Origin of the sequence: Serratia sp. SM04 (assembly GCF_040280225.1) — a bacterium.
Lineage (GTDB): Bacteria > Pseudomonadota > Gammaproteobacteria > Enterobacterales > Enterobacteriaceae > Serratia > Serratia sarumanii.
Genome location: NZ_JBEOQT010000021.1, coordinates 800,564 through 823,569 on the forward strand (window position 1 = coordinate 800,564; position 23,006 = coordinate 823,569).

Sequence of the window (23,006 nt, forward strand, 5' to 3'; positions counted from 1 at the left end):
AAAATGATATGGCTTCGAGTGGCTTTTAGTGAACGAGGGTGAACGACTGAAGAGGGATAACCAATTGATAGAAGTGCAGGAAGCAGACGTTAGTGAACGTCTGCTTCCTTGAAAATGGCTCCTCTGACTGGACTCGAACCAGTGACATACGGATTAACAGTCCGCCGTTCTACCGACTGAACTACAGAGGAATCGTGTGAACGGGGCGAATAATAGCGGGGCGGTTGCGGCTTGTAAAGCGTGAAAACGCCCGATGCGCCCGTTTGCTGCAAGATTGCCCAACCTGCTGCTTTTTCTCGCTTTTGTCGCTTATCCCGCGCGCAGTGCCGCCGGGTTGCCCGTTGTTTGGCGCATTTGCCTGCCGATGGTGCAACGGCTGCCCTGCGCGGTGGCGCGTGCCGCCCGGCGAACGGCCGTTGACCGCCGTATATCCCGCTTCCGTGGCCGTTTACCGACTCTGGCCTGGATCTTGCTGTGGTTGCCTGACCGGATTTCGGCATTCTCAATTTAGCGGCTCGCTGGAGGCACTATGAATTTCAGACGTCTGAAGTACTTCGTGAAAATCGTCGATATCGGCAGCCTGACCCAGGCGGCGGAGGTGTTGCACATCGCCCAGCCGGCGCTCAGCCAGCAGCTGGCGACGCTGGAGGGGGAGCTGAAGCAACAGCTGCTGATCCGCACCAAGCGCGGCGTGCAGCCGACCGAGGCCGGCAACATTCTGTATGCCCACGCGCAAACCATTCTGCGCCAGTGCGAGCAGGCGCAGAGCGCGGTCAACAGCGCCGGGCAGGCGATGAGCGGCCAGGTGTCTCTCGGGCTGGCGTCGGGCAGCACCGCGGCGCAGCTGGCGTTGCCGCTGCTGCAGAGCCTGCGCGATCAGCAGCCGGGTATCCTGCTCAGCCTGCATGAAAACGGCGGCGCGGCGCTGGCCGGGCAGGTGGCTAACCAGACGCTGGACATGGCGATGGTCTACGGCGCCAAAATGCCCGCCGGGCTGCACGCCATCGCACTGATGCGAGAAGATCTTTATCTGGTGGCGACGCGCGCGGTGCCGCATCCCGGCAACAGCGTCGAGCTGCTGGACGTGGCGCGGCTAAACCTGTTCCTGCCGCGCGAGGGCGATGCGGTACGCAATCAGCTGGAAGAGGCGATGGCGCTGCGCAAGCTGGCTGTCAACGTGGTGGGGGAGATCGAATCCTCGGGCGCGCTGAGCGCCGCGATCGCCGGCGGGCTGGGGGCGACCGTGCTGCCGGAATCGGTGGCGCGCGCGATGATCGGCCCGGCCAAGGCCTGGATGGCGCGCATCAATGCGCCGACGATGTCGGTGCCGCTGTCGCTGTGCATGTCGGGCCAACAGGCGCTGTCCGCCCCGGCGCTGCTGGTCAAAGACCTGCTGCTGTCGATCGCCGGCGGCCGCAGCCAGGAGAAGCGCGCGCTGGCGTTGGTGCGTTAAGGAAAAAATGGCCCGCCGCAGCGGGCCTGAGAACCGTTACCGGAACGGCGGCTCGTTGAAGGTGCGCAGCTTGCGCGAGTGCAGGCGATCGCCCTCGGCGCGCAGCAGATCGATGGCGCAGATGCCGATCTGCAGGTGCTCGGAGATCGCACCTTCGTAGAAGCGGTTGGCCTGGCCCGGCAGTTTTATTTCGCCGTGCAACGGTTTGTCGGAGACGCACAGCAGCGTGCCGTACGGCACCCGGAAGCGGTAACCCTGGGCGGCGATGGTGGCGCTCTCCATGTCGACCGCCACCGCGCGGCTGAGGTTGAAGCGCCGTGCCGAAGCGGAATAGCGCAGCTCCCAGTTGCGATCGTCGGTGGTGACCACGGTGCCGGTGCGCAAACGCTGTTTGACCTCTTCGCCGGGCATGCCGCTGACCATCTTGGTGGCGTCGTACAGGGCGCGCTGCACCTCGGCGATGCTCGGGATCGGGATATCCGGCGGCAGCACCGCATCCAGCACGTGATCGTCGCGCAGATAGGCGTGGGCCAGCACGTAATCGCCGATCTTCTGGCTTTCGCGCAGGCCGCCGCAGTGGCCGATCATCAGCCAGGCGCTCGGGCGCAACACCGCCAGGTGATCGCAGATGGTCTTGGCGTTGGACGGACCGACGCCGATGTTGATCAGCGTAATGCCCTGGCCGGTGCGCGAGATCAGGTGATAGGCCGGCATCTGGTGGTTTTTCCACGCCAGATCGGACACTGCCTGCTCTGGGGCACGGGTTTCCGGCGTGATGTAGGTGCCGCCGGCGCTGGAGAGGGCGATGTAGGGGCTGGCCGGATCGGCGATCTGGGCGCAGGCCCAGCGCACGAACTCATCTACATAGCGGGTGTAGTTGGTGAACAGCACGAACGGCTGGAAGTGTTCCACCGGCGTGCCGGTGTAGTGCCGCAGCCGCGCCAGCGAGAAATCCGCGCGCAGCGCATCGAAATGCGACAGCGGGAAATGGTTGTCGGTGGCGTGGTACAGGCCGTCGGCGGTCTCGTCACCGATCTGCGCCAGCTCGGTGGTGGGGAAATGCTGCGCGATGCCGGCGCTCATCGAGCGATCGAGCGCCAGGCTGGAGCCGTCGATCACGTAAGGGAACGGGATCTCCTGCTGCGACGGCGCCACTTCGATATGGGCGGCGTAATCGTGCTCCAGCATCGCCAGCTGTTCGGCCAGATAGTGGCGGAACAGCTGCGGCCGGGTCACGGTGGTGCTGTAGCTGCCGGGATGGGTAAAGCGGCCGAAGGCGCGGGTTTTGTTCGGGCCGGACTGCTGCCCGTCCCAGCTGACGCGCAGCTCGGGATACACGAACAGCCCGGCGGCGCGCGCCTGCGCATCCGGCAGCGTGCCGTGGCTGATAAAGTCGCTGACCGCCTGACGCAGCGCGTCTACCGCGGCGTCATACAGGGCTTCCAGTTGATCGAGTGCCTGATCGGCGCTGAGGCCGCTGCGAGGTGGGGCATAGCTCATACTTTCTCCTTGGATGTCCCGGCTCTGTGGCGGGGTTGCGGCGTTTTACCGTCACAGGTTAGCCGAAGAAGGGCGTAAAAGCTTGGTCGAAATGACGGGCGCAGCAAAGAAAATACCGCGCCCGTGAAGGCGTGTGGATCAGGAGGAGGGGCTTGCCGCCTCGACCTTCAGCGACACCAGGCCGATGCCCAGCTTCTTCGGCGTGAAGCCGCCGCTGGCGCTCTCTTTCGGCTCGGTCGGCGCCGGCGGGGTAATGCTGATCTTCTGCGTGCCGCGCGGGTTGTCGAAGCGCAGGGTGACGGTGCTGTCCTGTTCGCCGAGCGACACGAAACGCTCTTCGTCGCCGACGCGCACCGAAATCGGTTCGCCGACGTTATTGCCGTAGGCGCGGGCGCGCAGCACCAGATCGAAGGTCTTCGGCAGCGGATCGACGTAATCGATGTCGACCGCCGGCGCCAGGTTGGCGTCGGACCAGCGGCCCCACTCCTCGACGCCGGAAACGCCGGTGATGGCCTTCACCTGCTCCGGCAGGCCGGGCAGCATGAACTCGATGCTGTCCGCCCGGTACTTCATCGCCGCGTCGTCCACCTGCAGGCGGGCGACGGCGTTTTGATAATCGGCGACGCTGTCCGCCGGCGGGGCGGTAAAGCTCACCTTGCCGCGGAAGCGTTCGCCGCTGGCCTGCACGATCTGCGGCGGCGAGGCCAGGGTGCCGGAGGCCACGCAGATGTCGGTGCTCAGCGCCAGCTGCGGCGCCCAGACCCGGCCGATCTCGTAGCATTTATCGACCCAGACGAATTTCTCCCCCGCGCCCAGCCCGGCCAGCTGCTTGCGCAGCGGGGTGGAGAGGTAGACGTTAAACATCGGTTCGATGCGGTTATCGCCCACCCGCAGGATGAACGGCACCTTGTAGGTGACGCCGGAGAAGCTGAAGCTGCGCTGGCGCGTGTCCACGCTGTAGTCGCTGATGCGGTTCGGCAGGCCCCACTGGTTGATCACCGCCGGTTTCCAGCCGTTGATTTTCTCTTCGATGTTCAGGAACACCGTAGACAGCGACGGCGCCGACAGGCTGCTGCGGCCGAGGCCGATGTAGTTGTCGCCGCCCATCACGTCCAGCACCGTGGCGCCGTTGTCCAGCGTGCTGCGCTTCTCGTTGCGCTGTTCCGCCAGCGGCCGGGTGCCGTCGATGATGAAGAACAGGTTGCGGCGCTTCTGTTTGGTCAGGATATCGTAGGCGGTGTTGTTCATCGCCAGATGATCGGAGGACACCACGATCACGGTGTTGCTGAAATAGGGCGAGCGTTTGATCTTGTCGATCAGCGCGGCGATGTGTTGCTGGCTGCAGGCCACTGCGCTCAGCGAGCGGTTTTCCTTGTTCTGCCAGGCGTAACTGTTCTTGCTGCAGCCGGCGGAGATAAAGCCGTCCGGGTGATGGGTATCGACGGTCAGGGTAAACAGCGAGAAGGGTTGGCGCTGTTTGGACAGCTCGACGAACTTGCCGTACACCACGTCCAGCACGCTGTCGTCGTACCAGCCCCAGTCGTTTTTGTAGCTCGGATCGGCGACCTGTTCGCGCAGCTCTTTGAAGCCATAAACGTGGTCGAAGCCGTGGGATTTCAGGAAGGTGTCTTTACCGGCGAACGCCAGCTCGGCGCCCTGATAGAAATAGTTGCTGTAGCCGGCGGCCTTCAGCACGTCGCCCAGGCAGACGTTCTCCGGGTAGAAGGTGGAGACCGCGCTGGAGGCGTTGCCGTCGAAGGGCGCGAACAGCGGAATGCCGCACTGCGAGGCGACCATGCCGGCGATGGTATAGCCGGTGCCCGGCAGCTGCTGGGTGTTGCTGAAATCGATGCTGTCCGTGCGCAGGGCGTTCAGCTCGTCGGCCAGGCCGGGGAACAGCTCGGCGTCGAAGTAGGTGCGCTCCAGGCTCTCGGCATAGATGTACACCAGGTTCGGCCGCTTGCCCTGCACGGTCTTTTTCGGCGCCTTGTAGTAGGTGCTGAAATCGGCGGTATCGCCGGCGATCTGGCTCTTGACCAGCAGCGAGATGTCCTGAAACGCCGGGGTGGTGCCGACCGAGAACAGCGCCAGCAGCACGGCGACGATGCTGTAGGCCACGCTGCTGCCTTTGGCCTTGCGGCGCAGCAGGCTGCGAGCCAGCACCGCGAAGATAAGCCCCAGCGCCGCCAGCAGGCCGATAAACGGCAGCACGTATTTGCTGATGCCCGCGCCTTTGAGGCTGCTGGTGACGGTGTAAATCACCGCGTCGGTGATGCCGTCGCCGGTGAAGTAGTTGCTGGCGATCAGGATGACGTTCAGCACCAGATAGCTGCCGAGCAGCGTCAGCAGAATGGCGAACCACCAGCGGTTGGCGGCGGCCCGGGTGCGATAAATCAAAATCGACGCCAAAAAGAGAACAAACGAAACGACTGCTAAAACCATCCGCCAAACCCTGTCTGATTGAAATAAAACCGTTGCTGCCCTGGTCTGCGCCGCCGAGCGTGCCGCGGCGCGAAAAGTGAAGGGTATAGCCTATTGCCGGCGGTGGAACAACGCGCGATCTCCCGCTACGGCCGACGAACGGCGGCTATTGTACATTTTTATGACAATAGTGTGACGTTAATCACGCCGACGGCGGCTTCGGCGGCGAAAGTTTGCTGGTCGGAGGTTTCGCTCTACGCTTAATGAGCGCCACGACGGCGCGCCCATCAGCCATTCAGGAGGAAGTATGCAGACGATTCCCGCCGCGGTACTCGACGATCTGGCCCCGCAAGGCGTGTTGCGCGCGGCGATCAACTACGGCAATCCGGTGCTGGCGCAGGCCGGAGCCGGCGGCAAACCGCAAGGCGCTTCGGTGGAGCTGGCCACCGCGCTGGCCCAGGAGCTGGGCGTGGCGCTCGAACTGGTCACCTATGACGCGGCGGGCAAGGTGTTCGCCGATCTGGACAGCGGCGCCTGGAACCTGGCGTTTATGGCCATCGAGCCGGTGCGCGCGGCGCAGATCGCCTTCAGCGAGCCGTACGTGATCATCGAGGGGACTTACCTGGTGGCGAACGACGCGCCTTACTTTGAGGTGGCGCAGCTCGACAGGCCGGAGGTGCGCATCGCGGTCGGCCAGGGGGCGGCGTACGATCTGTTTTTATCGCGCACGCTGCAGCAGGCGCAACTGGTGCGGGCGGCAACCTCTGCCGAGGCGATCGCGCTGTTTTTCGACCGGGGGCTGGAGGCGGCGGCCGGCGTGCGCCAACCGCTGCTGGCCGCTGCGGCCGCCCATCCCGGCTACCGGGTGCTGGACGGGCATTTCACCGCTATCCGCCAGGCAATGGCGGTGCCGCGGCAAAAAACGCAGGGCGCCGCCTACGTGAACGATTTTATCGAGCGCTGCAAGGCCAACGGGCTGGTGAAGGCGGCCTTGCAGCGCAGCGGCCAGGGTGAGGTGACGGTGGCGCCGCCGGCCGCCTCGGCGTGATCAGTTCAACTCCACCGCGTACTGTTCCACCGGGGTGATTTTCTTGATCAGCTTGTTGTCGAACAGGAACTGTTCGTAAGCCTGGTAGCGGGCGCGATCCAGCTTGGCCGGATCGCGCGCGAACAGCGGCAGGCTGGCTTGCCACGCCTGTTTGTTCAGCTCGGTATTCAGCTCTGGGCGCGCCTTGGCGAACGCCAGCCAGGTGTCCTGCGGGTGCGCGTGCAGGTAGTCGCTGCCTTGCTTCAGCGCGGCGAGGAACTTGCGGATTTTCGGCTCGTTTACCGCATCGCGGTGGGCGACGATGATCAGCTCGTCGTAGGCCGGCACGCCGTAATCTTCGACGTTGAACACCACCGGCGTCTTGCCCTGCAGCTTCAGCTCCAGCGCTTCGATGTTGCGGTAGCCGCCGATCACCGCATCGACCTGGCCCGCCAGCAGGGCGCTGGTCAGCTGGAAGTTGACGTTGATGAGCTTGATGTCCTGCGGCTTGAGGTGTTCGTGTTCGACCATGGTGGCCAGCGTCGCCTGTTCGATGCCGCTGACCGAGTAACCCACCGTCTTGCCCTTGAGATCCGCCGGCGACGTGATGCTTTTATCCAGCGCGATCACCGTATTCAGCGGCGTGTTGATCAGCGTGCCGACGCGCATCAGCGGCAGGCCCTGATCGGCGAAGAAATGCAGCTGCGGTTGGTAAGTGATGGCGAGGTCGGCCTGTTTGGCGGCCACCAGCCGCGGCGGCAGCGCCGGATCGGACGGCGGCACGATCTTGACGTCCAGCCCTTCGGCCTTGAAGGCGCCGATCTGCTCGGCCACCATAATCGGCGCGTGATCGGGGTTGATGTACCAGTCGAGCACCAGCGTCAGCTTTTCGGCCGCGCCGGCCTGGCCGGTGATGGCGGCGCCGAGCAGCAGTCCGCAAACGGTTTGTTTGATCATGGTCGTTCCTTTATCCCTGGTTATGGTTGCAATCATCAGTCGTTTTCCGGCGCCCAGGCGATCAGGCGCCGCAGCAGCGCATCCACCGCGGCCCACAGCAGCACGGTCATCAGCACCAAAATAAACAGCGCGGCGAAGCAGACGTCGGTCTGCATGCGCGCGTTGGCGTTCAGCATCACGTAGCCCAGCCCTTCGGCCGAGCCGACCCATTCGCCGATGATGGCGCCGATCGGCGCGACGGCGGCGGCCATGCGCAGGCCGGAGCCGAAGGCCGGCAGCGCCGCCATCAGCCGCACGTGCCGCAGCTGCGCCCAGCGCGAAGCGCGCATCGTGCGCGCCAGATCGAGATAGTCGTTGTTGACCCGGCGCAGCCCGTCGAAAAAGGCCGACACCACCGGGAAGAAGATCACCAGCACCGCCATCGCCACCTTGGCGCTCATGCCGAAGCCGAACCACAGCACCAGCAGCGGCGCCAGGGCGAACACCGGTATCGCCTGGCTGGTGAGCACCAGCGGCATCAGCCAGCGCTGCAGGCGCGGCGAGAAGATCATGCACAGCGCCAGCGCCGCGCCGAGCAGCACGCCCAGCGCCAGCCCGCTGACGATCTCCGAAGCGGTGATCAGCGTGTGCCAGGCGAGATAGCCGTGCCCGTCCCACAGCGCCTGCGCCACCGCGCCCGGCGTGGGCAGCAGAAAGGCCGGAATGCCGCTTTGCGCCGCCAGCCACCACAGCAGCAGCAGGCCGACGAACACCGTCAGCCCGCGCCGCAGGCGGGTGAGGCCGCGCTCTTTGGCGATATTCATTGCGCGGCCCTCACCATCTGCTGCAGCAGCTCGGCCTGGCTTTTCAGCAGGCCGGCGTCATCCGGTGCGCGCGGCGGCCGCCCGCTGATGCGGTGGCTATCATCGAGGCCCAGCGGCCAGGGCGACAGCACCAGCAGCCGGTGGCTCAGGCGGCAGGCTTCCATCGGGTCGTGGGTGATCAGCAGCACGGTGTTTTGCGCCAGCAGTTCGGCGGCCAGGCTCTGGATCTCGGCGCGGGTGATGGCGTCCAGCGCCGAAAAGGGTTCATCCATCAGCACGATCGGCTGGCGTTCATAGAGCGTGCGGGCGATGGCGGCGCGCTGGCGCATGCCGCCGGACAGCGCGGCGGGCAGGCTGCGGCCATGAGCGGCCAGGCCCACGCGCTCCAGCAGGTGCGCCGCCCACGCCCGATCCGGCGTTTCGCCGCGCAGCCGCGCGCCGAGGGCGACGTTTTCTTCGACGGTCAGCCACGGGTAGAGCAGGTCTTTTTGCCCCATGTAGGCGATGCGCCCGGCGATCGGCAGGCCGTCGCTGCCGGTCACCGTGCCTGAGGTGGCCTGCGCCAGGCCGGCGATGATCTTCAGCAGGCTGGTTTTGCCGGCGCCGCTGGCGCCGAGCAGGGCGACGAAGCTGCCGCCGGCGATGTCGAAGCTCAGCCGCTCAAAGACCGTCTGTTGACCGAAGCGCAGAGTGAGATCCCGCACCTGGATGCCGGGCGGGAGACGCGGGGAGGTCATGAGGCGTTCAGCCCCATTTGCCAAAATGCCGATTCCAGCTGGGTGGCGGTGGTGAAAATCTGCGCCAGCTCGGGGAAGCGGCCTGGTGCGCCGCGCTGGTGGCCGACGGTTTCCAGCAGCTCGATGGCGGCGCGCACGCCGGCCAGATAGCCCTCGTCGCCGTAGTTGCGGATCCAGGAGGCGTAAGGATTGCCCTCCATTTGGGTGGCGGGATCGTGCAGCAGCCGCAGGCCGATTTCGGCATAGCCGGCCACGCAGGGCAGCAGGCCGGCCAGCAGATCGAGGGCGTCGCCGGCATGGCCGATATCCAGCACGTAGCGGGTATAGTTCATGGTTTCCGCCGTTTCCGGCTGGGCGGCGATCTGCGCTTCGCTCAGCCCCCATTCGGCGCAGTAGGCCACGTGCAGCGGCAGTTCGGCGACGATACCGTTGAGCGAGGCGGTGGCGGCGCGCATCTCCGGCAGGGTGCGCAGCTTGCTGACCAGCAGCGCGTAGGCGCGGGCGAAGTGCAGCAGGAACAGATAGTCCTGGGTCAGGTAGCGGCGAAAAGCGCGTTCAGGCAAGGTGCCGGCGGCCAGCTGCTGCAGAAACGAGTGATCGACGTAGTCTTGCCAGTGGCTGCCGGCATGTTGGCGCAGCCGGCCGTAAAGACCGCTTTCGAACAGGGTAGTGATGGACATGGGACCTCCTTGAGTCAGTGGAGATCCGGGCACGCTGGGGTATGAACAGGCAACGGGTGAGAGCGTTGTTGCCTAACCGTCCCTTCGCTGGCATGACCCAGATCAGGTTCAAAGGGTTCGGCTTGCGCCATCTCAGCCCGTAACAGGACACCCCTCGGAGCTGCTTGTTATACGACATTTGTTTTTTGATTACAATCGCCGGGCGGCGCGGCGGCAATCGGTTCGTTTAGTGCGATCGGGGGCGATTTTGCTGGCGCAGGGCGCGCGGTTTTTGTCACTGTAGGCCGATGATTTGCCTTTGAGGATGATGCCCGATGAAAAAGATTGGTTTTCTCTCGTTTGGCCACTGGTCGCCTTCCGCCCAGTCCGGCACCCGTTCCGCGGCGGATGCGCTGCTGCAGTCCATCGATCTGGCGGTCGCCGCCGAAGATCTGGGGGCGGATGGCGCCTATTTTCGCGTACACCACTTCGCACGCCAGCTGGGGTCGCCGTTCCCGCTGCTGGCCGCCATCGGCGCCAAAACCCAACGCATCGAGATCGGCACCGGCGTGATCGACATGCGTTATGAAAATCCGCTGTATATGGTGGAAGACGCCGGCGCGGCGGATCTGATCGCCGGCGGGCGGCTGCAGCTTGGCATCAGCCGCGGCTCGCCGGAGCAGGTGATCGACGGCTGGCGCTATTTCGGCTATGCCCCGGCTGACGGCGAGAGCGACGCGGACATGGCCCGCCGCCATACCGAAGTGTTTCTGGAAGCGCTGCGCGGCGAAGGGTTCGCCGAACCCAATCCACAGCCGATGTTCCCGAATCCGCCCGGGCTGCTGCGGCCGGAGCCGTTTTCCGCCGGGCTGCGCGATCGCATCTGGTGGGGCGCCGGTTCGAACGCCACCGCCGTCTGGGCGGCGAAGCTGGGCATGAACCTGCAAAGCTCGACGCTCAAGAACGACGAAACCGGCGAACCCTTCCATATCCAGCAGGCCAAGCAGATCCGCGCCTACCGCGCCGCCTGGCAAGAGGCGGGTCATGCGCGCGAGCCGCGGGTTTCCGTCAGCCGCAGCATCTTCGCGCTGGTGGATCAGCGGGATCGCAACTACTTCGGCGGCGGCGGCAAGGAGGGCGATCAACTGGGGTATATCGACGCGCAGACCCGGGCGATCTTCGGCCGCAGCTATGCCGCCGAGCCGGACGAGCTGATCAAGCAGCTGGCGCAGGACGAGGCCATCGCCGAAGCGGATACCTTGCTGCTGACCGTGCCTAACCAGCTGGGCGTGGATTACAACGCCCACGTCATCGAATCGATTTTAACCCATGTCGCGCCGGCGCTCGGCTGGCGCTAAACGGAGGAGTGGCATGTCACGCATTTTCATTACCGGTTCGGTAGACGGGCTGGGCCGCGCCGCCGCGCAAACGCTGTTGGACGAAGGGCATCAGGTAATTCTGCATGCGCGTGAGCCCGGCCGTTTGGACGCGGTGCGCGATCTGCTGGATCGCGGCGCACAGGCGACGATCGGCGATCTGTCCGATGTGCAGCAGATCCGGCAGCTTGCCGAGCAGGTCAACCGCCTCGGCCGCCCGGACGCGGTGATCCACAACGCCGGTATGTTTACCGGGCCGCAGGTGATGCCGGTAAACGTCGTTGCGCCCTACCTGCTGACGGCCCTGATCGAACGCCCCAAGCGTATCGTCTATCTGAGCAGCAGCATGCACTTTGACGGCGTGGCGGAACTGAGCGGCGTGGACTGGCTTGGCGGCGCAGCCGGCTCCTATTCGGACAGCAAACTGTTCGTCACCGCGCTGGCCGCCGCCGTGGCGCGCCTGTGGCCTGACGTGATCAGCAGCGCGGTCGATCCCGGCTGGGTGCCGACCAAAATGGGCGGCGCGGATGCGCCCGACGATCTGGCGCTGGGGCATGTGACGCAGGCGTGGCTGGTGAGCAGCGATGAGCCGCAGGCTCTGGCGTCCGGCGGTTATTGGCACCATCAACAGCGCTTCGATCCCCACGCCGCGGTATACGACGAGGCGTTTCAAACGGCGCTGCTGGCGCAATTGGCGCGCGCCGGCGGGGTGAGCCTGCCGCAGGCTTGAGGACAGTGCTTTGTTGGCCCGTCGGCGCTTGCCGGCGGGCTTTTTTATGCCCGCAGGGTGAACCGGCGAGTCTTTTCTTATACAGTGGCTGTCTGACCTGTTTTGCTTGTTCTTCCTATTATCGCCATGCATACATTCCTGATTATCGTCCCTGAAGGGGGCATGCTGTTCGAAGCGGCGGGCATCGCCGATATCCTGATGCAGGCTAACCGTCTGAGCCCTGCCGAGGCGCCGCTGTATCAGATCGCGGTCGCCACCACGCAATCCCATCGGGTGGTACATGGCCTGTCCGGGCTGAGCCTGTTGGCCGACCACCGCCTGGCGGATCTCGATCCGGCCCTGCCGCGCGATACCGTCATTGTCGCCGGCAAGGGGGCGACCGAAGAAGAGGGCGCCCTGGTGGCGGATTGGCTGCGCCGCGCGGCCCCGCAGGCGCGCCGTATCGCTTCCGTTTGCGGCGGGGCTCTGCTGCTGGCCGAGGCCGGGTTGCTGAACGGGCGGCGGGCGACTACCCACTGGCGGCTGGCGGAAACGTTGCAAGCGCGCTTCCCGCGGGTGCAGGTCGAGAACGGCCCGATCTACGTACAGGACGGGCCGATCTGGACCTCCGGCGGCGTCAGTTCCGGCTTCGATCTGACGCTGGCGCTGGTGGAGGACGACTACGGCTTCGTGCAGGCACGCGAAGTGGCACAGGATCTGGTGATGTTTCTGCGTCGCCCCGGCGGGCAGGCGCAGTTCAGCCGCTACCCGCTCAACCAGGCCAAATCGCCGGGCCCGATCCGCGACCTGCAGTCCTGGATCCTGGAAAACCTCGCCGACGATCTCAGCGTCGATCGGTTGGCCGAACGCGTGGCGATGAGCCCGCGCAACTTTACCCGCGTGTTCACCCGCGAGACGGGCATTTCTCCCGCCAAATTCGTCGAAGAGGGGCGGTTGCATACTGCCAGGCAGCGCCTCGAGCAGAGTACGGAGGGCATCGAACAGATCGCGCTGGCCACCGGCTTCGGCAACGGCCTTAACCTGCGGCGGGTGTTTGAGCGCAAACTGCAGCTGACCCCGAGCGAATACCGCGAACGCTTCCACGCGCGCAATTTGGCGTAAATTGATCGTTAAACGTCATTTACGCCGCCTCGGGGCAGGGCTAGATTTGAGGCAAAGCCCAAACGAGGAGAGCATCATGGTGAAAGTAGGCATTAACGGCTTCGGCAGGATCGGGCGCAACGTGCTGCGCGCGGCGCTGGGGCGCAGCGATTTTGAAGTGGTGGCGATCAACGATCTGACGGACAGCAAAACGCTGGCGCACCTGCTGAAATACGACACGCTTTCCGGTACGCTGGCGGCCAAAGTGGAAGCCGGCGACAATCAGCTGCTGCTGGACGGCCGGCCAATTCAGGTGTTTTCCCAGCGCGATCCCGCCGAGATCCCCTGGCGCAGCGTGGGCGTGGACGTGGTGATCGAAGCGACGGGCTTCTTTACCGATAAAGCCAAGGCGGAAGTGCACATCACGCACGGCGGCGCTAAGCGGGTGATTATCTCGGCGCCGGCCAAGAACGACGACATCACCATCGTCATGGGGGTTAACGACCAGCTCTACGATCCGGCGCGGCATAAAGTGGTCAGCAACGGCAGCTGTACCACCAACGGGCTGGCGCCCGCCGCGCAGGTGCTGCATCAGGCGTTCGGCATCGAATACGGGCTGATGAACACCACTCACGCCTATACCAACAGCCAGGCGCTGCACGATCAGCCGGAAAAAGATCTGCGCGGCGCGCGAGCGGCGGCGGAGTCGATCGTGCCTTACTCCAGCGGCGCGGCCAAGGCGCTCGGCAAGGTGATCCCGGATCTCGACGGCAGGTTGACCGGTTACTCGCTGCGGGTGCCGGTGCCGGTCGTCTCGATCGTCGATCTGACGGTGACGCTGAAACGCCCGGCGACGGTGGAGGAGATCAATGCCGCTTTCCGCGCGGCGGCGGCGTCCGGCCCGCTGAAAGGGATCCTGGGGTACAGCGATGAACCGCTGGTGTCGAGCGACTATCGGGGCGACGCGCGCTCGTCGATCATCGACGGCCTGTCCACGCTGGTCATCGGCGGCAATCTGGTGAAGGTGCTCGCCTGGTATGACAACGAGTGGGGCTTCTCCAACCGCTTGGTCGATCTGGCGCTGCTGATGGAAAAACGCGGGCTGTAAACGCCCAACAGCAAAAAGCCCGCTTAAGTTTCCTTAAGCGGGCTTCTCTAAATATGGCTCCTCTGACTGGACTCGAACCAGTGACATACGGATTAACAGTCCGCCGTTCTACCGACTGAACTACAGAGGAATCGTGTGAACGGGGCGCATCATATCCAGCCGCCCCGGGTGTGTCAACGCTAAATTGCCCCAGGCGGCGCGACTGCTCGGTATCTGAGCAATATGCCCGTCAGTCAGCCCATTGCGCATCGTTTTCCGCCTGGCCGCGCAGCAGGCGCGCCAGCGGATCCTGGCGGTAGAAGCGGCAAAAGTGCTGATACAGCGCCGGAAAGCGTTCTGCCAGCAGCTCGGGGGCGCTGAAAAAATACTCCGACAGCACGGCGAAGCACTCGGCCGCATCGGTGGCGGCGTAGGCGTCCATGCTGGCGGCCTCTTCGCCGACCATGTCGATCTCGTCCTGCAGACTTTCCATCGCGGCGTGCAGGTCATGTTCCCAGGCGGCCACTTCGCGCAGCGGGATCGGCGGCACGCCGGTGGCGACGCCGCCGTTGCGCATATCCAGCTTGTGCACCGCTTCGTGGATCACCAGATTGAAACCGGAGAGATCGAAAGAGTCCTGCACGTCTTGCCAATTGAGCACGATCGGCCCTTGTTCCCAGCTCTGGCCTGACTGCACCACCGGCCCCGAGTGCACCAGGCCGATTTCGTCCTGCCATTCGTCTTCCACCACGAACGGGGTGGGGTAGAGCAGGATTTCGTTGAAGCCGTCGAGGCACTCCGCGCCGAGCTCCAGCACCGGCAGGGCGAACAGCAGGGCGATGCGCGCCTGCATTTGTGAGGTGAGCTGCAGCCCCTGCAGCGGCACGATGCGCTTTTGCTGCAAGATTTGCCCGGCGACGGCCACCAGCCGCTGCCGCTCCTGCTCATTCAGCGGCGACAGCAGCGGGATCGCCAGCGCGTCCTGCCACTGGGCCTCGATGTCTGCCTGGGATTGAGAGGGTTGAGTCGCTTTCCACGGCCATTTAATCATCAGGTTGCTCGTAAACTCATCACTTGAACGTTCAGCGGTATGCTAATGCTGTAAAAATGCCGCAAAAGCGGGCATGATAGCAAGCGTTGTCAGGAGAGATGCCGGAGCGGCTGAACGGACCAGTCTCGAAAACTGGAGTAGGGGCAACTCTACCGGGGGTTCAAATCCCCCTCTCTCCGCCACTATTCAATCACTTACGAATAAACCTTTCAACGATCCCCATCACAGTAAAACCACCGTTCTGATCGGCTGTCGTTCTTATTTCCCTGTGCCGACCCTTTGCCGACGTTATCAAACTGTCTTTTCGTCTTACCGTTTGTCATGTTGTGAACGATAGGGCGGGTTTGACGCCGCCCGTTGCCTATGGGATTGACTCACTCTGTAAACCCGATGCGCCTTGATATTTCTCGTGCGGGATTATTTGTCCGGCAGCGCATAGGCGATAATGTAGTCGCCGCGCATCGGTGATTGGCGTGCGCCCCCCGCATTGATGACAATGTACTGTTTGCCGGTTTTCGGCGAAAGGTAAGTCATCGGGCCGGATTGGCTCCCGACCGGCAAGCGCGATTTCCAAATCTCTTTACCGTTGGCGGTGTCAAAGGCGCGTAAATAGAAGTCTTGCGTGCCGGCGAAAAACAGAAGACCCGACTGCGTCGACAGCGGCGCGCCCAGCGTTGGCATGCCGATCGGGATCGGCATATGCATGCTGATGCCGAGCGGCCCGGTATCCTCGACTGTCCCGACAGGGACCTGCCACACCAATTTGCCGGTAGTCAGGTCCACGGCGGACATCGTGCCGAACGGCGGTTTCTGGCAGGGGATCCCCAGCGGGGAGAGGAACCGTTCTCGCAGGGCCCCGAACGGGGTGCCCTCCATCGGGACTATCCCCATTTCAATACCGCTGGCGTTAGTCGGCACCTTATCCCTCGGCACCAGATAATGCGCCAATCCCAGACGCATATCGTTAACGAACATCAGGTTATTGTGGGGATCCACGGCGACGCTGCCCCAGTTCATTCCTCCCAGGGAGCCTGGGTATTGCAGGGCGCGGTCTTCACCCGGCGGGGTGAAAATGCCTTGATAGCGCATTTCTTTAAACTGAATGCGGCATAACAGCAGGTCAATCGGCGTTGCGCCCCACATATCCGACTCTTTCAGTTGTTCATTGCCAATCATCGGCATCCCCACTGAGTACGGCTGGGTAGGGGAATAGCGTTCACCCTTGATAGCTCCCGTTGGCACCGGGCGTTCTTCAACTTGCGCGACGGGCTCGCCGGTCACGCGGTTGAGCATGAAAATCATGCCTTGCTTGCTGGTTTGCACCAGAACCGGCGTAATGCCGCCTTTGCCGTCGGGCAAATCGAACAACAGCGGCTGTGAGGGCAGATCGAAGTCCCACAAATCGTGGTGGGTCGTCTGATAGTGCCAGCGAACTTTGCCGGTAGCGGCGTCTATGGCGACGACGGCGGAGCTGTATTTATCGTCCAGCGCGCTGCGAGTGCCGCCGAAAAAGTCTGGCGTCGCGTTGCCTGTGGGTAAATAGATGAGGTTCAACCGCTTGTCATAGGACATGGCTGACCAGACATTCGGCGTGCCGCGAGTATAGGTTTGCCCCTGCGGCGGCAGGCCGCTCAGTTCAGGGTTGCCCGGATCCCAGGCCCACACGAGGTTGCCGGAGTGAACATCATAAGCTCGAACAACGCCGGGAGGCTCATCGGTGGAAAAGTTGTCCGCTACGCGTCCCCCCACGACGACGATTTCTCCGGCCACCAGCGGCGTGGAGGTTTGTTGATAATAGCCCGGTTTGATTTCGCCCATGCCGCTGCCGAGATCGACGGTACCGCGATCGCCAAAGGCGTCGCACAATTTTCCCGTGTCGGCATCAAGGGCGATGAGTCTGGCGTCAATTGTGGGCAGGAACAAACGACGCGAACAGATCGCGGGTGGGTGACTCGAGCCTGTTGCTGCAGGAGCGGCGTGATCCTCGTAGTAACCCAGGCCCCGGCAGCGCTGCCAGTTCGGCGAGGCGGCTTGCGGATCGAAACGCCATTTTTCTTTCCCGCTATCCACATCTAAAGCCAGCACTTTACTGTACGGGGTGCAGACATACAGCGTGTCGCCGACCTGCAAAGGCGTATTCTGATCTTCCGCGCCCGAGCCTTTGCTCACGGGAAGATCGCCGGTATGGGCAGTCCAGGCCACCTGCAAGCGGGAAACGTTCTGCTTGTTTATTTGATCAAGTGCGGCGAAGCGATCGCCGTACGGGGTATTTCCCCAGTGCTCCCAATTCTTTTGTTGCTCGCCGGCGGCTACTGGAAATACGGGGATGGCTTTCGTCGCGCTGACCAGCGGTTGGGATCTGAACATCCACCCGAAGCTGACCCCCAGCCCGATGGCCAGGATCGCCGCTAAGCCGAAAGCCGGGCCTTTTTTGGCCGAATGACCGGGCATCAATGGCCAGGCGATAGCGCAAAGAAACGCTAAAACGCCGAGGGTGAAAAGGCGCGAGAACAGCGGCCAGTAATGCCAGCCGGCATCGGCGACGGCCCAAAACAGGGAGGCGACGAAGGCGATCGCGTACAGGATAATGCCGCTGCGACGGCGCCGGGCAATCAGTACGGCGGCGATAATCATCGCCAGACCCATCGCCACGAAATAAAACGTTCCGCCGACGAAGGCCAATCTGGCGCCGAGAAGGCAGATTGCCAGGCCGATAATGAACATCAATCCGGCAAGAAACCACAGGAGGTATTTCTTCCCGTCCCGCGTCCTGTGCGCTTTTTGCATATGAGCTCCTTAGTGATTTTTCTCTGAGGCGGTTAAAAAGGGGAATGAGGTGGCGTTGCGCCTTCCGGCTCAGGCGTCGCGCGCTTGCAGCCGGAAGGCGTCTGTACCGAAGAAAGGAAGGGAGGGAATGTCATTCCCGCTATCCTGTCGCGCTGTTCAAACAGGGGCTACTCCGCGCGTTCAGCGCATGTCATTTGAACGTGCGTCAAGGTAAGCCTTATACCCATGCCCTGCCGCTTGGCGAACTTGATGGCGCCCTTTGGCGACGATCATCGCCACCGTCAATAGCGCCGGCAGCGCCAGCACGGTGAAAATGGTGCTTAAGCTCCAACCGAGCGCCAGCATTTCAGCGCCGGCCAGCGCGCTCAATATGGCGCCCAAACGACCGATGCCGTGCATCCAGCTGGAGCCGGTAGCCCGGGCTTCGGTGGGATAAAAACTGGCCGACAGGGCGTTCATGCCGGTGTTGGCTCCTCCGATGCAGAATCCGATCGCCATCGCGCAGCCTCCCATCAGGACGGGGTAGCCCATCGCCGGCCCCATAAGCAGGGTGAACAGCGCCCCCATCCCATAAATGGACGCCAAAGCGCGATGCGGTTCGGATCTGTCCATCAGCCAGCCGGAAAACAGTGAGCCCAGCGTGCCGCCCGCCTGAAACAGGGCGGTGATGATCGCCGCTTGCGTGACGTTGAAGCCGCCGTCTTTAATCAGCAACGGCAGCCAACTGCCCAACGTATAGAACAGAAACAGCGCGGAAAAATACGATCCCCACAGCATTAAACTGCCGAAACGGTACTGCGAGCTCACCACTAATTTGATGGGGTGCGCGCAGGCCTGGTTTGGCGGGGGCAATATGATGGTGCTGTGCCGAAGATCGAGGTCGGGCGCCAGTTTCGCCAAAATCCGCTGAATTCCGTCGTTTTTCGCCCGTTTCTCCACCAGGAAACACACCGATTCGGGTAACGCCGCCATCAGCACGGGCGCGAACAGCAGGGGCAAGATCCCGCCGAGCAGCAGCACGGAATGCCAGCCGAAGCGTGGCATCAGCCAGGAGGCGGCGAATCCGCCCAAGGCGGCGCCAAAGGTGAAGCCGCAGAAGACCACGGTAATCAAGAAAGCGCGGCGCCGGGCAGGCGCGAATTCCGCCACCAGGGTGCCGACATTCGGCATGGCGGCGCCCAGCCCCAAGCCGGTGAGCAGGCGAAATAACATCATCTGCTCCATATTTTGAGAAAACGCCGTCACCAGCGTCCAAACGCCAAAAAAGAATACGCTGTTGATGATGACCACTTTGCGGCCGAACCTGTCTGACAATGGCCCGGAAAGCATCGCGCCCAGCGACAGGCCAATCAGCGCCGCGCTGATCACCAGCCCCAGCTCGCGATTAGTGATTTGCCAATCGGCCTTAAGCTCTGGCGCAATAAATCCCATGATAACGATATCGAATCCATCCAGAGCAATGATGCAAAAGCCGAGCAGCACGACCATCTTTTGCCATTTCCCTAAGGGGCGGCTGTCGATCAGCGCCCGAACATTGATTGCGTTGTTTCCCGACATGGGGGGCTCCCGGTGCAGTAGTTGAGTGTCATCACTATAAGCAGCCGTTGGTGGGGCAATAAATGTCGATTATCGAAATAATGTGCGTTTATCGGACGATGAGGTGAGAGGGAAGTGAGGGTGGAATGTTAACCTTATGTTATGAAAAGGGATTGCCGTGGGAATGGCTGAGCCGGAAGCGGTTGAGAGTGTGAGCGCGATCATTAACCTTTTCAGTAAGATGAAAGATTGAGCGGGCCTTGATGGCCCGCACGGTTAACGCATGGCGGTGAGCCGAACCGGGGCGTTGGCGGCCCCGAAGCCGCGGTAGCCGCCCCGACGTTCCAATAACTCGAAGAAGAAGCGCCCTTTCTCGTAGGCGACGGTGTAGACGTGCAGTAATTCTCCACCTTGCTCGTCTCGATCGTAGAGCACATTGAACGCTTGCAGCTGCGAAAGGAAAACGGGATCAAGATCGAAACGCGCTCTGAGGTCTTGATAGTAGTTATCGGGGATGCGCAGCGTTTTTAATCCACGCTGCTGAGCCGCTTTCACGACGCTGAACAAATCCTCACAGCCAAAGGCGACATGCTGTAACCCCGCGCCCTGATAGGTGGTTAATGCCTGGGCGATTTGGGTTTCCCGGCTCACCGACATATTCAGCGGCAGCCGGATGGCGTCGTTGGGGCTGCGCAACACGCGGCTGCGGACCAAACCCAACGGATCGGGCAATTCCCACTCGTTGTCCTGCACAAAACCCGGCACGCTGCGCAGGAACATGATCCAGTTGCCGCAAGATTCGTCCGTCAGCGCTATCGCGAGGTGATCGATGCTCTGCAGTGCAGGCGGCGGCGCGCTGCGATGAGTCAGATGAAAATCGGTGTGATAAATATCGTTCTTGGGATCTTCGTCCGCCTCGACCAGATAAATCAGGCTGCCGTCCGGTGCGCACAGGGCGGGAATTTGCCGCTCGTTGGGGCCGGTTTCTCCTTGCCAGAGGGCGTAACCGTAGTCTTGCGCCCGTTGCAGTAAACGCGCTACGCCGCGAACCCGCCACGCCACGGCGCAAAGAGAAATGCCGTGCAAGTGATAATAGCCGCTGGCCTGACTTTCCGGCTGGGCATTCAGAATGACATTCACTTTGCCGTTGCGATAGAGCGCGACGCTTTTGGAGCGGTGTTCGCCGGCGTGAACCAATCCCAACTGCGTCAGCCATTGGCCCATCGCCAGCCCATCGCTGTGCGAGACGGCAAATTCGATAAACTCCAGCGCCAGCAAGGGGGGATGCGCTTCTGAATGAAATAATGAATGTTCTATGAGCGAGGCCATGGCGTTGGGCAGCAGAGGCTGTTTGGCCAACCAGTCATAGGTTTGTTCCTCCAGCCACAACAACGATCGGAAACCGTCCTGAGCCGTGGGAAGCACCGGCGAGGCGCGGAAACCATCGTTAAATATCTCCAGCGACCAGGCGCCGCGATAGCCATGCGCGGAAAGTTGAGTCATGAACTGAGCCAGGTTCAGCTCCCCTTGGCCGGGGAAACAGCGGAAATGGCGGCTCCAGGCGAGCACGTCCATCTTCAGCAGCGGGGCGTCCGCCAGTTGTACAAACACAATTTTCTCGGGGGGGACTTCATCAAGGCCGTCAAGATTATCGCCGCGCGACAGGATATGAAAACTATCGAGAATGATCCCCAGCGCCGGATGGTCTACGGCCTTAACCCGCGCCCAGGCGTCGCGCCACAGGTTCACGTGACGTCCCCATGCCAGCGCTTCATAACCGACAGTAATATCATACTCGGCGGCCAACTCCGCCAACGCGCGCAAATCGCTCACTTGCGTGGCCATGTCTTCGCTGCTGTCGGGCGAGACATTACTGCAGAGCAGCATGCGCGAGCAGCCCAATTGCTGCATGACGTCGAACTTGCGCGCTGCGCGTGAAAGGTTCTGCGCCAGGCTTTCGCGCGGGCCGCCTTCGAAGTCTCGAAACGGCTGGAACAGCAAAATTTCCAGGCCCAGTTCGGCGCACAGCTCACGGATTTGCGCCGGTGAACCGGGGTAATAGACCAGATCGTTATCGAAAATTTCGACGCCATCAAAGCCTGCGGCGGCGATAGCCCGCAGTTTTTCCGGCAGCGAGCCCGATACCGAGACCGTCGCGATAGAACGTTTCATCATTGCCTCCAGTTAAGCGGTCATGGATGACCTGAAAGCGACCATTCAGTAGCGAGGCGGACCACCGACGGGAATTGAAACCTGTTATGGACCAAATGAAATGTTTCGTCAATTCAGAACATTCCATGACTTTTGGTTATATAAAGCGATCGGTTTTCTCACTTTACTTTTACATATTGCGCTTCCTACACTCTGTCGACATGTACCCTCAAATAATAAGGATACCGGGATGAAAAGTGATTGGATGGCGCGAGAACTGGTGCATCGCGATTACAGCCATCACCCGCCTGCGCTGGCGCCGCTGTATAAAACCAGCGTGCTGCGATCGCCGCGCAATGCATTAATTTCATTGCAAAACTCGCTGTCTGAACTGACCGCACCCGTGTTCACGCCAACGGATATCGGCCCGATTGATCACGATCTGATTCTGAACTACGCCAAAGACGGCTTACCGATCGGCGAGCGGATCATCGTGCATGGATATGTGCGCGATGCCTTCGGTGCGCCGGTGCGCAACGCCCTGGTCGAGGTATGGCAGGCCAATGCGGGAGGGCGCTATCGTCACAAGAAGGATCAGTATCTGGCGCCTATCGATCCCAATTTTGGCGGCTGCGGCAGGATGCTGACCGACGACAACGGGTATTACTGTTTTCGCACCATCAAGCCGGGCCCGTACCCCTGGCGCAATCAGGTCAGCGACTGGCGTCCGGCGCATATTCACTTCTCGCTCTCCGGCGAGGCGTTCGCGCAGCGGTTGATCACGCAGATGTATTTCGAAGGCGATCCGTTGCTCGTTCGTTGCCCCATCTTGCAGTCGGTAGGCAGCGACGATGCGATGCGCACGCTGATTGCCGAGCTGGATATGCACGCCGCCGTGCCGCTGGACAGCCTGGCCTACCGCTTCGATCTGGTGCTGCGCGGCCATCGGGCCACGTGGTTTGAGAACCGTACACAGGGAGCCGCGTGATGAAAAAGTATTTGTCTGAAACGGCCTCGCAAACCGCCGGCCCTTATGTGCACATCGGTTTGGCGCCGCATGCCGCCGGTTTTGACATTTTTGAGCGTAATTTCACCCATGTGTTGACGCAACCGGAAACGCGCGGGGAACGCATCGTGGTGGAAGGGCATGTTTATGACGGTACCGGCACGCCGGTGCGAGACGCGCTGGTTGAAGTCTGGCAGGCCAACGCCGCCGGGCGATATCAGCATCCCGCCGACGGCCAACGAGATAAACCCGACGACCCCGCTTTTCGCGGCTGGGGGCGAACCTGTTCGGATTTCACCAGCGGCCTGTGGCAATTTGAGACGATCAAACCGGGCAGAGTGATGGGGCGCGACGGCCGGCTGATGGCGCCTCATCTCAATTTATGGATCGTGGCCCGCGGCATCAACATCGGGTTGAACACGCGTCTTTACTTCGCCGACGAGCAGGCGGCGAACGCTGAAGATCCGGTGTTGAACCTCATTGAATGGGAGAAACGGCGCGGCACGTTATTGGCGCAAAGGCGGCAGCGCGGTGATCAGACGGTATACCATTTCGATATCTGGCTACAGGGCGAGAACGAGACCGTTTTTTTTGATATTTGACCTCCGTTTGCCCTGTGAATGAGCTTGCCGCGTCGGCGGCAAG

The 23,006-nt window shown here is 62.4% G+C and carries 18 protein-coding genes, 3 tRNA genes and 1 riboswitch; of the genes, 9 read left to right on the plus strand and 12 right to left on the minus strand.

Annotated features, from left to right (window positions below; genetic code table 11):
- Window positions 1-115: 115 nt before the first annotated feature.
- Window positions 116-191 (minus strand) — tRNA-Asn (locus ABTW55_RS18250).
- A gap of 338 nt (window positions 192-529) precedes the next feature.
- Between ABTW55_RS18250 and nac the strand changes: the two genes are divergently transcribed.
- Window positions 530-1,453: a nitrogen assimilation transcriptional regulator NAC gene (gene nac / locus ABTW55_RS18255; protein ID WP_033635160.1), complete on the plus strand. Its 924-nt coding sequence runs from the start codon at window positions 530-532 to the stop codon at window positions 1,451-1,453.
- A 36-nt stretch (window positions 1,454-1,489) separates the two neighbouring features.
- Here the strand turns inward: nac and ABTW55_RS18260 are convergent, their stop codons facing one another.
- Both ABTW55_RS18260 and opgB read right to left on the minus strand, forming a co-directional pair.
- Window positions 1,490-2,953, minus strand: coding sequence for an AMP nucleosidase (locus tag ABTW55_RS18260; RefSeq protein ID WP_060421704.1), 1,464 nt, complete (start codon window positions 2,951-2,953; stop codon window positions 1,490-1,492).
- 138 nt (window positions 2,954-3,091) lie between these two features.
- The gene (gene opgB / locus ABTW55_RS18265) at window positions 3,092-5,395 is read right to left on the minus strand and encodes a phosphatidylglycerol--membrane-oligosaccharide glycerophosphotransferase (RefSeq protein WP_060421701.1); all 2,304 of its coding nucleotides are present in this window, start codon (window positions 5,393-5,395) and stop codon (window positions 3,092-3,094) included.
- Window positions 5,396-5,681: 286 nt separating this feature from the next.
- Here opgB and ABTW55_RS18270 point away from each other — a divergent pair, with 286 nt between their 5' ends.
- Complete coding sequence (locus tag ABTW55_RS18270; protein ID WP_047571435.1) at window positions 5,682-6,422, plus strand: transporter substrate-binding domain-containing protein; 741 nt, start codon at window positions 5,682-5,684, stop codon at window positions 6,420-6,422.
- Here ABTW55_RS18270 and ABTW55_RS18275 read toward each other — a convergent pair whose 3' ends face one another.
- Genes ABTW55_RS18275 through ABTW55_RS18290 form a run of 4 tightly spaced genes read right to left on the minus strand, consistent with a single transcriptional unit; the run spans window position 6,423 to window position 9,578 of the window.
- On the minus strand, window positions 6,423-7,358 hold the full coding sequence (locus tag ABTW55_RS18275) for an ABC transporter substrate-binding protein (protein WP_060421698.1): 936 nt from the start codon (window positions 7,356-7,358) through the stop codon (window positions 6,423-6,425).
- A 35-nt stretch (window positions 7,359-7,393) separates the two neighbouring features.
- Window positions 7,394-8,161, minus strand: a complete 768-nt coding sequence (locus tag ABTW55_RS18280) for an ABC transporter permease (RefSeq protein WP_060421696.1) — start codon at window positions 8,159-8,161, stop codon at window positions 7,394-7,396.
- Complete coding sequence (locus tag ABTW55_RS18285; protein ID WP_060421693.1) at window positions 8,158-8,898, minus strand: ABC transporter ATP-binding protein; 741 nt, start codon at window positions 8,896-8,898, stop codon at window positions 8,158-8,160. The genes ABTW55_RS18280 and ABTW55_RS18285 overlap by 4 nt, the downstream gene beginning before the upstream one ends.
- A complete protein-coding gene (locus ABTW55_RS18290) occupies window positions 8,895-9,578 on the minus strand; it encodes a TenA family protein (RefSeq protein ID WP_060421691.1) in 684 nt (227 codons plus the stop codon). The genes ABTW55_RS18285 and ABTW55_RS18290 overlap by 4 nt, the downstream gene beginning before the upstream one ends.
- Before the next feature lie 62 nt (window positions 9,579-9,640).
- Window positions 9,641-9,743, minus strand: a riboswitch (TPP riboswitch).
- Window positions 9,744-9,892: 149 nt separating this feature from the next.
- Here ABTW55_RS18290 and ABTW55_RS18295 point away from each other — a divergent pair.
- The 4 genes from ABTW55_RS18295 (at window position 9,893) to gap (ending at window position 13,851) form a co-directional block, all read left to right on the plus strand.
- Window positions 9,893-10,915 carry an LLM class flavin-dependent oxidoreductase gene (locus ABTW55_RS18295; RefSeq protein WP_033635151.1) on the plus strand — a complete coding sequence of 341 codons (1,023 nt, stop codon included), beginning with the start codon at window positions 9,893-9,895 and terminating at the stop codon, window positions 10,913-10,915.
- A 13-nt stretch (window positions 10,916-10,928) separates the two neighbouring features.
- Window positions 10,929-11,663, plus strand: coding sequence for an SDR family NAD(P)-dependent oxidoreductase (locus ABTW55_RS18300; protein ID WP_060421688.1), 735 nt, complete (start codon window positions 10,929-10,931; stop codon window positions 11,661-11,663).
- A 126-nt stretch (window positions 11,664-11,789) separates the two neighbouring features.
- Window positions 11,790-12,764: a GlxA family transcriptional regulator gene (locus ABTW55_RS18305; RefSeq protein WP_060421686.1), complete on the plus strand. Its 975-nt coding sequence runs from the start codon at window positions 11,790-11,792 to the stop codon at window positions 12,762-12,764.
- Between the two features lie 76 nt (window positions 12,765-12,840).
- Complete coding sequence (gene gap / locus ABTW55_RS18310; RefSeq protein ID WP_047571446.1) at window positions 12,841-13,851, plus strand: type I glyceraldehyde-3-phosphate dehydrogenase; 1,011 nt, start codon at window positions 12,841-12,843, stop codon at window positions 13,849-13,851.
- A 54-nt stretch (window positions 13,852-13,905) separates the two neighbouring features.
- Here the strand turns inward: gap and ABTW55_RS18315 are convergent.
- Both ABTW55_RS18315 and mtfA read right to left on the minus strand, forming a co-directional pair.
- Window positions 13,906-13,981, minus strand: a tRNA-Asn gene (locus ABTW55_RS18315).
- A gap of 99 nt (window positions 13,982-14,080) precedes the next feature.
- On the minus strand, window positions 14,081-14,881 hold the full coding sequence (gene mtfA, locus ABTW55_RS18320; protein WP_033635147.1) for a DgsA anti-repressor MtfA: 801 nt from the start codon (window positions 14,879-14,881) through the stop codon (window positions 14,081-14,083).
- 92 nt (window positions 14,882-14,973) lie between these two features.
- Here mtfA and ABTW55_RS18325 point away from each other — a divergent pair.
- Window positions 14,974-15,063: transfer RNA gene (locus ABTW55_RS18325), tRNA-Ser, on the plus strand.
- Between the two features lie 235 nt (window positions 15,064-15,298).
- On the opposite strand, the gene ABTW55_RS18330 is transcribed toward ABTW55_RS18325, so the two are convergent.
- From ABTW55_RS18330 to ABTW55_RS18340, 3 genes are all read right to left on the minus strand, one after another.
- Entirely contained in the window at window positions 15,299-17,668 is a 2,370-nt protein-coding gene (locus ABTW55_RS18330; protein ID WP_060421683.1) for a glucose/quinate/shikimate family membrane-bound PQQ-dependent dehydrogenase, read from the minus strand.
- Window positions 17,669-17,848: 180 nt separating this feature from the next.
- Window positions 17,849-19,225, minus strand: a complete 1,377-nt coding sequence (locus ABTW55_RS18335; protein WP_033653547.1) for an aromatic acid/H+ symport family MFS transporter — start codon at window positions 19,223-19,225, stop codon at window positions 17,849-17,851.
- Between the two features lie 255 nt (window positions 19,226-19,480).
- On the minus strand, window positions 19,481-21,376 hold the full coding sequence (locus tag ABTW55_RS18340; protein WP_060421680.1) for a bifunctional sugar phosphate isomerase/epimerase/4-hydroxyphenylpyruvate dioxygenase family protein: 1,896 nt from the start codon (window positions 21,374-21,376) through the stop codon (window positions 19,481-19,483).
- 229 nt (window positions 21,377-21,605) lie between these two features.
- Between ABTW55_RS18340 and pcaH the strand changes: the two genes are divergently transcribed.
- On the plus strand, window positions 21,606-22,343 hold the full coding sequence (gene pcaH, locus ABTW55_RS18345; RefSeq protein ID WP_033647894.1) for a protocatechuate 3,4-dioxygenase subunit beta: 738 nt from the start codon (window positions 21,606-21,608) through the stop codon (window positions 22,341-22,343).
- Window positions 22,343-22,963 carry a protocatechuate 3,4-dioxygenase subunit alpha gene (gene pcaG / locus ABTW55_RS18350; RefSeq protein WP_033635143.1) on the plus strand — a complete coding sequence of 207 codons (621 nt, stop codon included), beginning with the start codon at window positions 22,343-22,345 and terminating at the stop codon, window positions 22,961-22,963. Before pcaH ends, pcaG begins: the two co-directional genes overlap by 1 nt.
- Window positions 22,964-23,006: the final 43 nt, after the last annotated feature.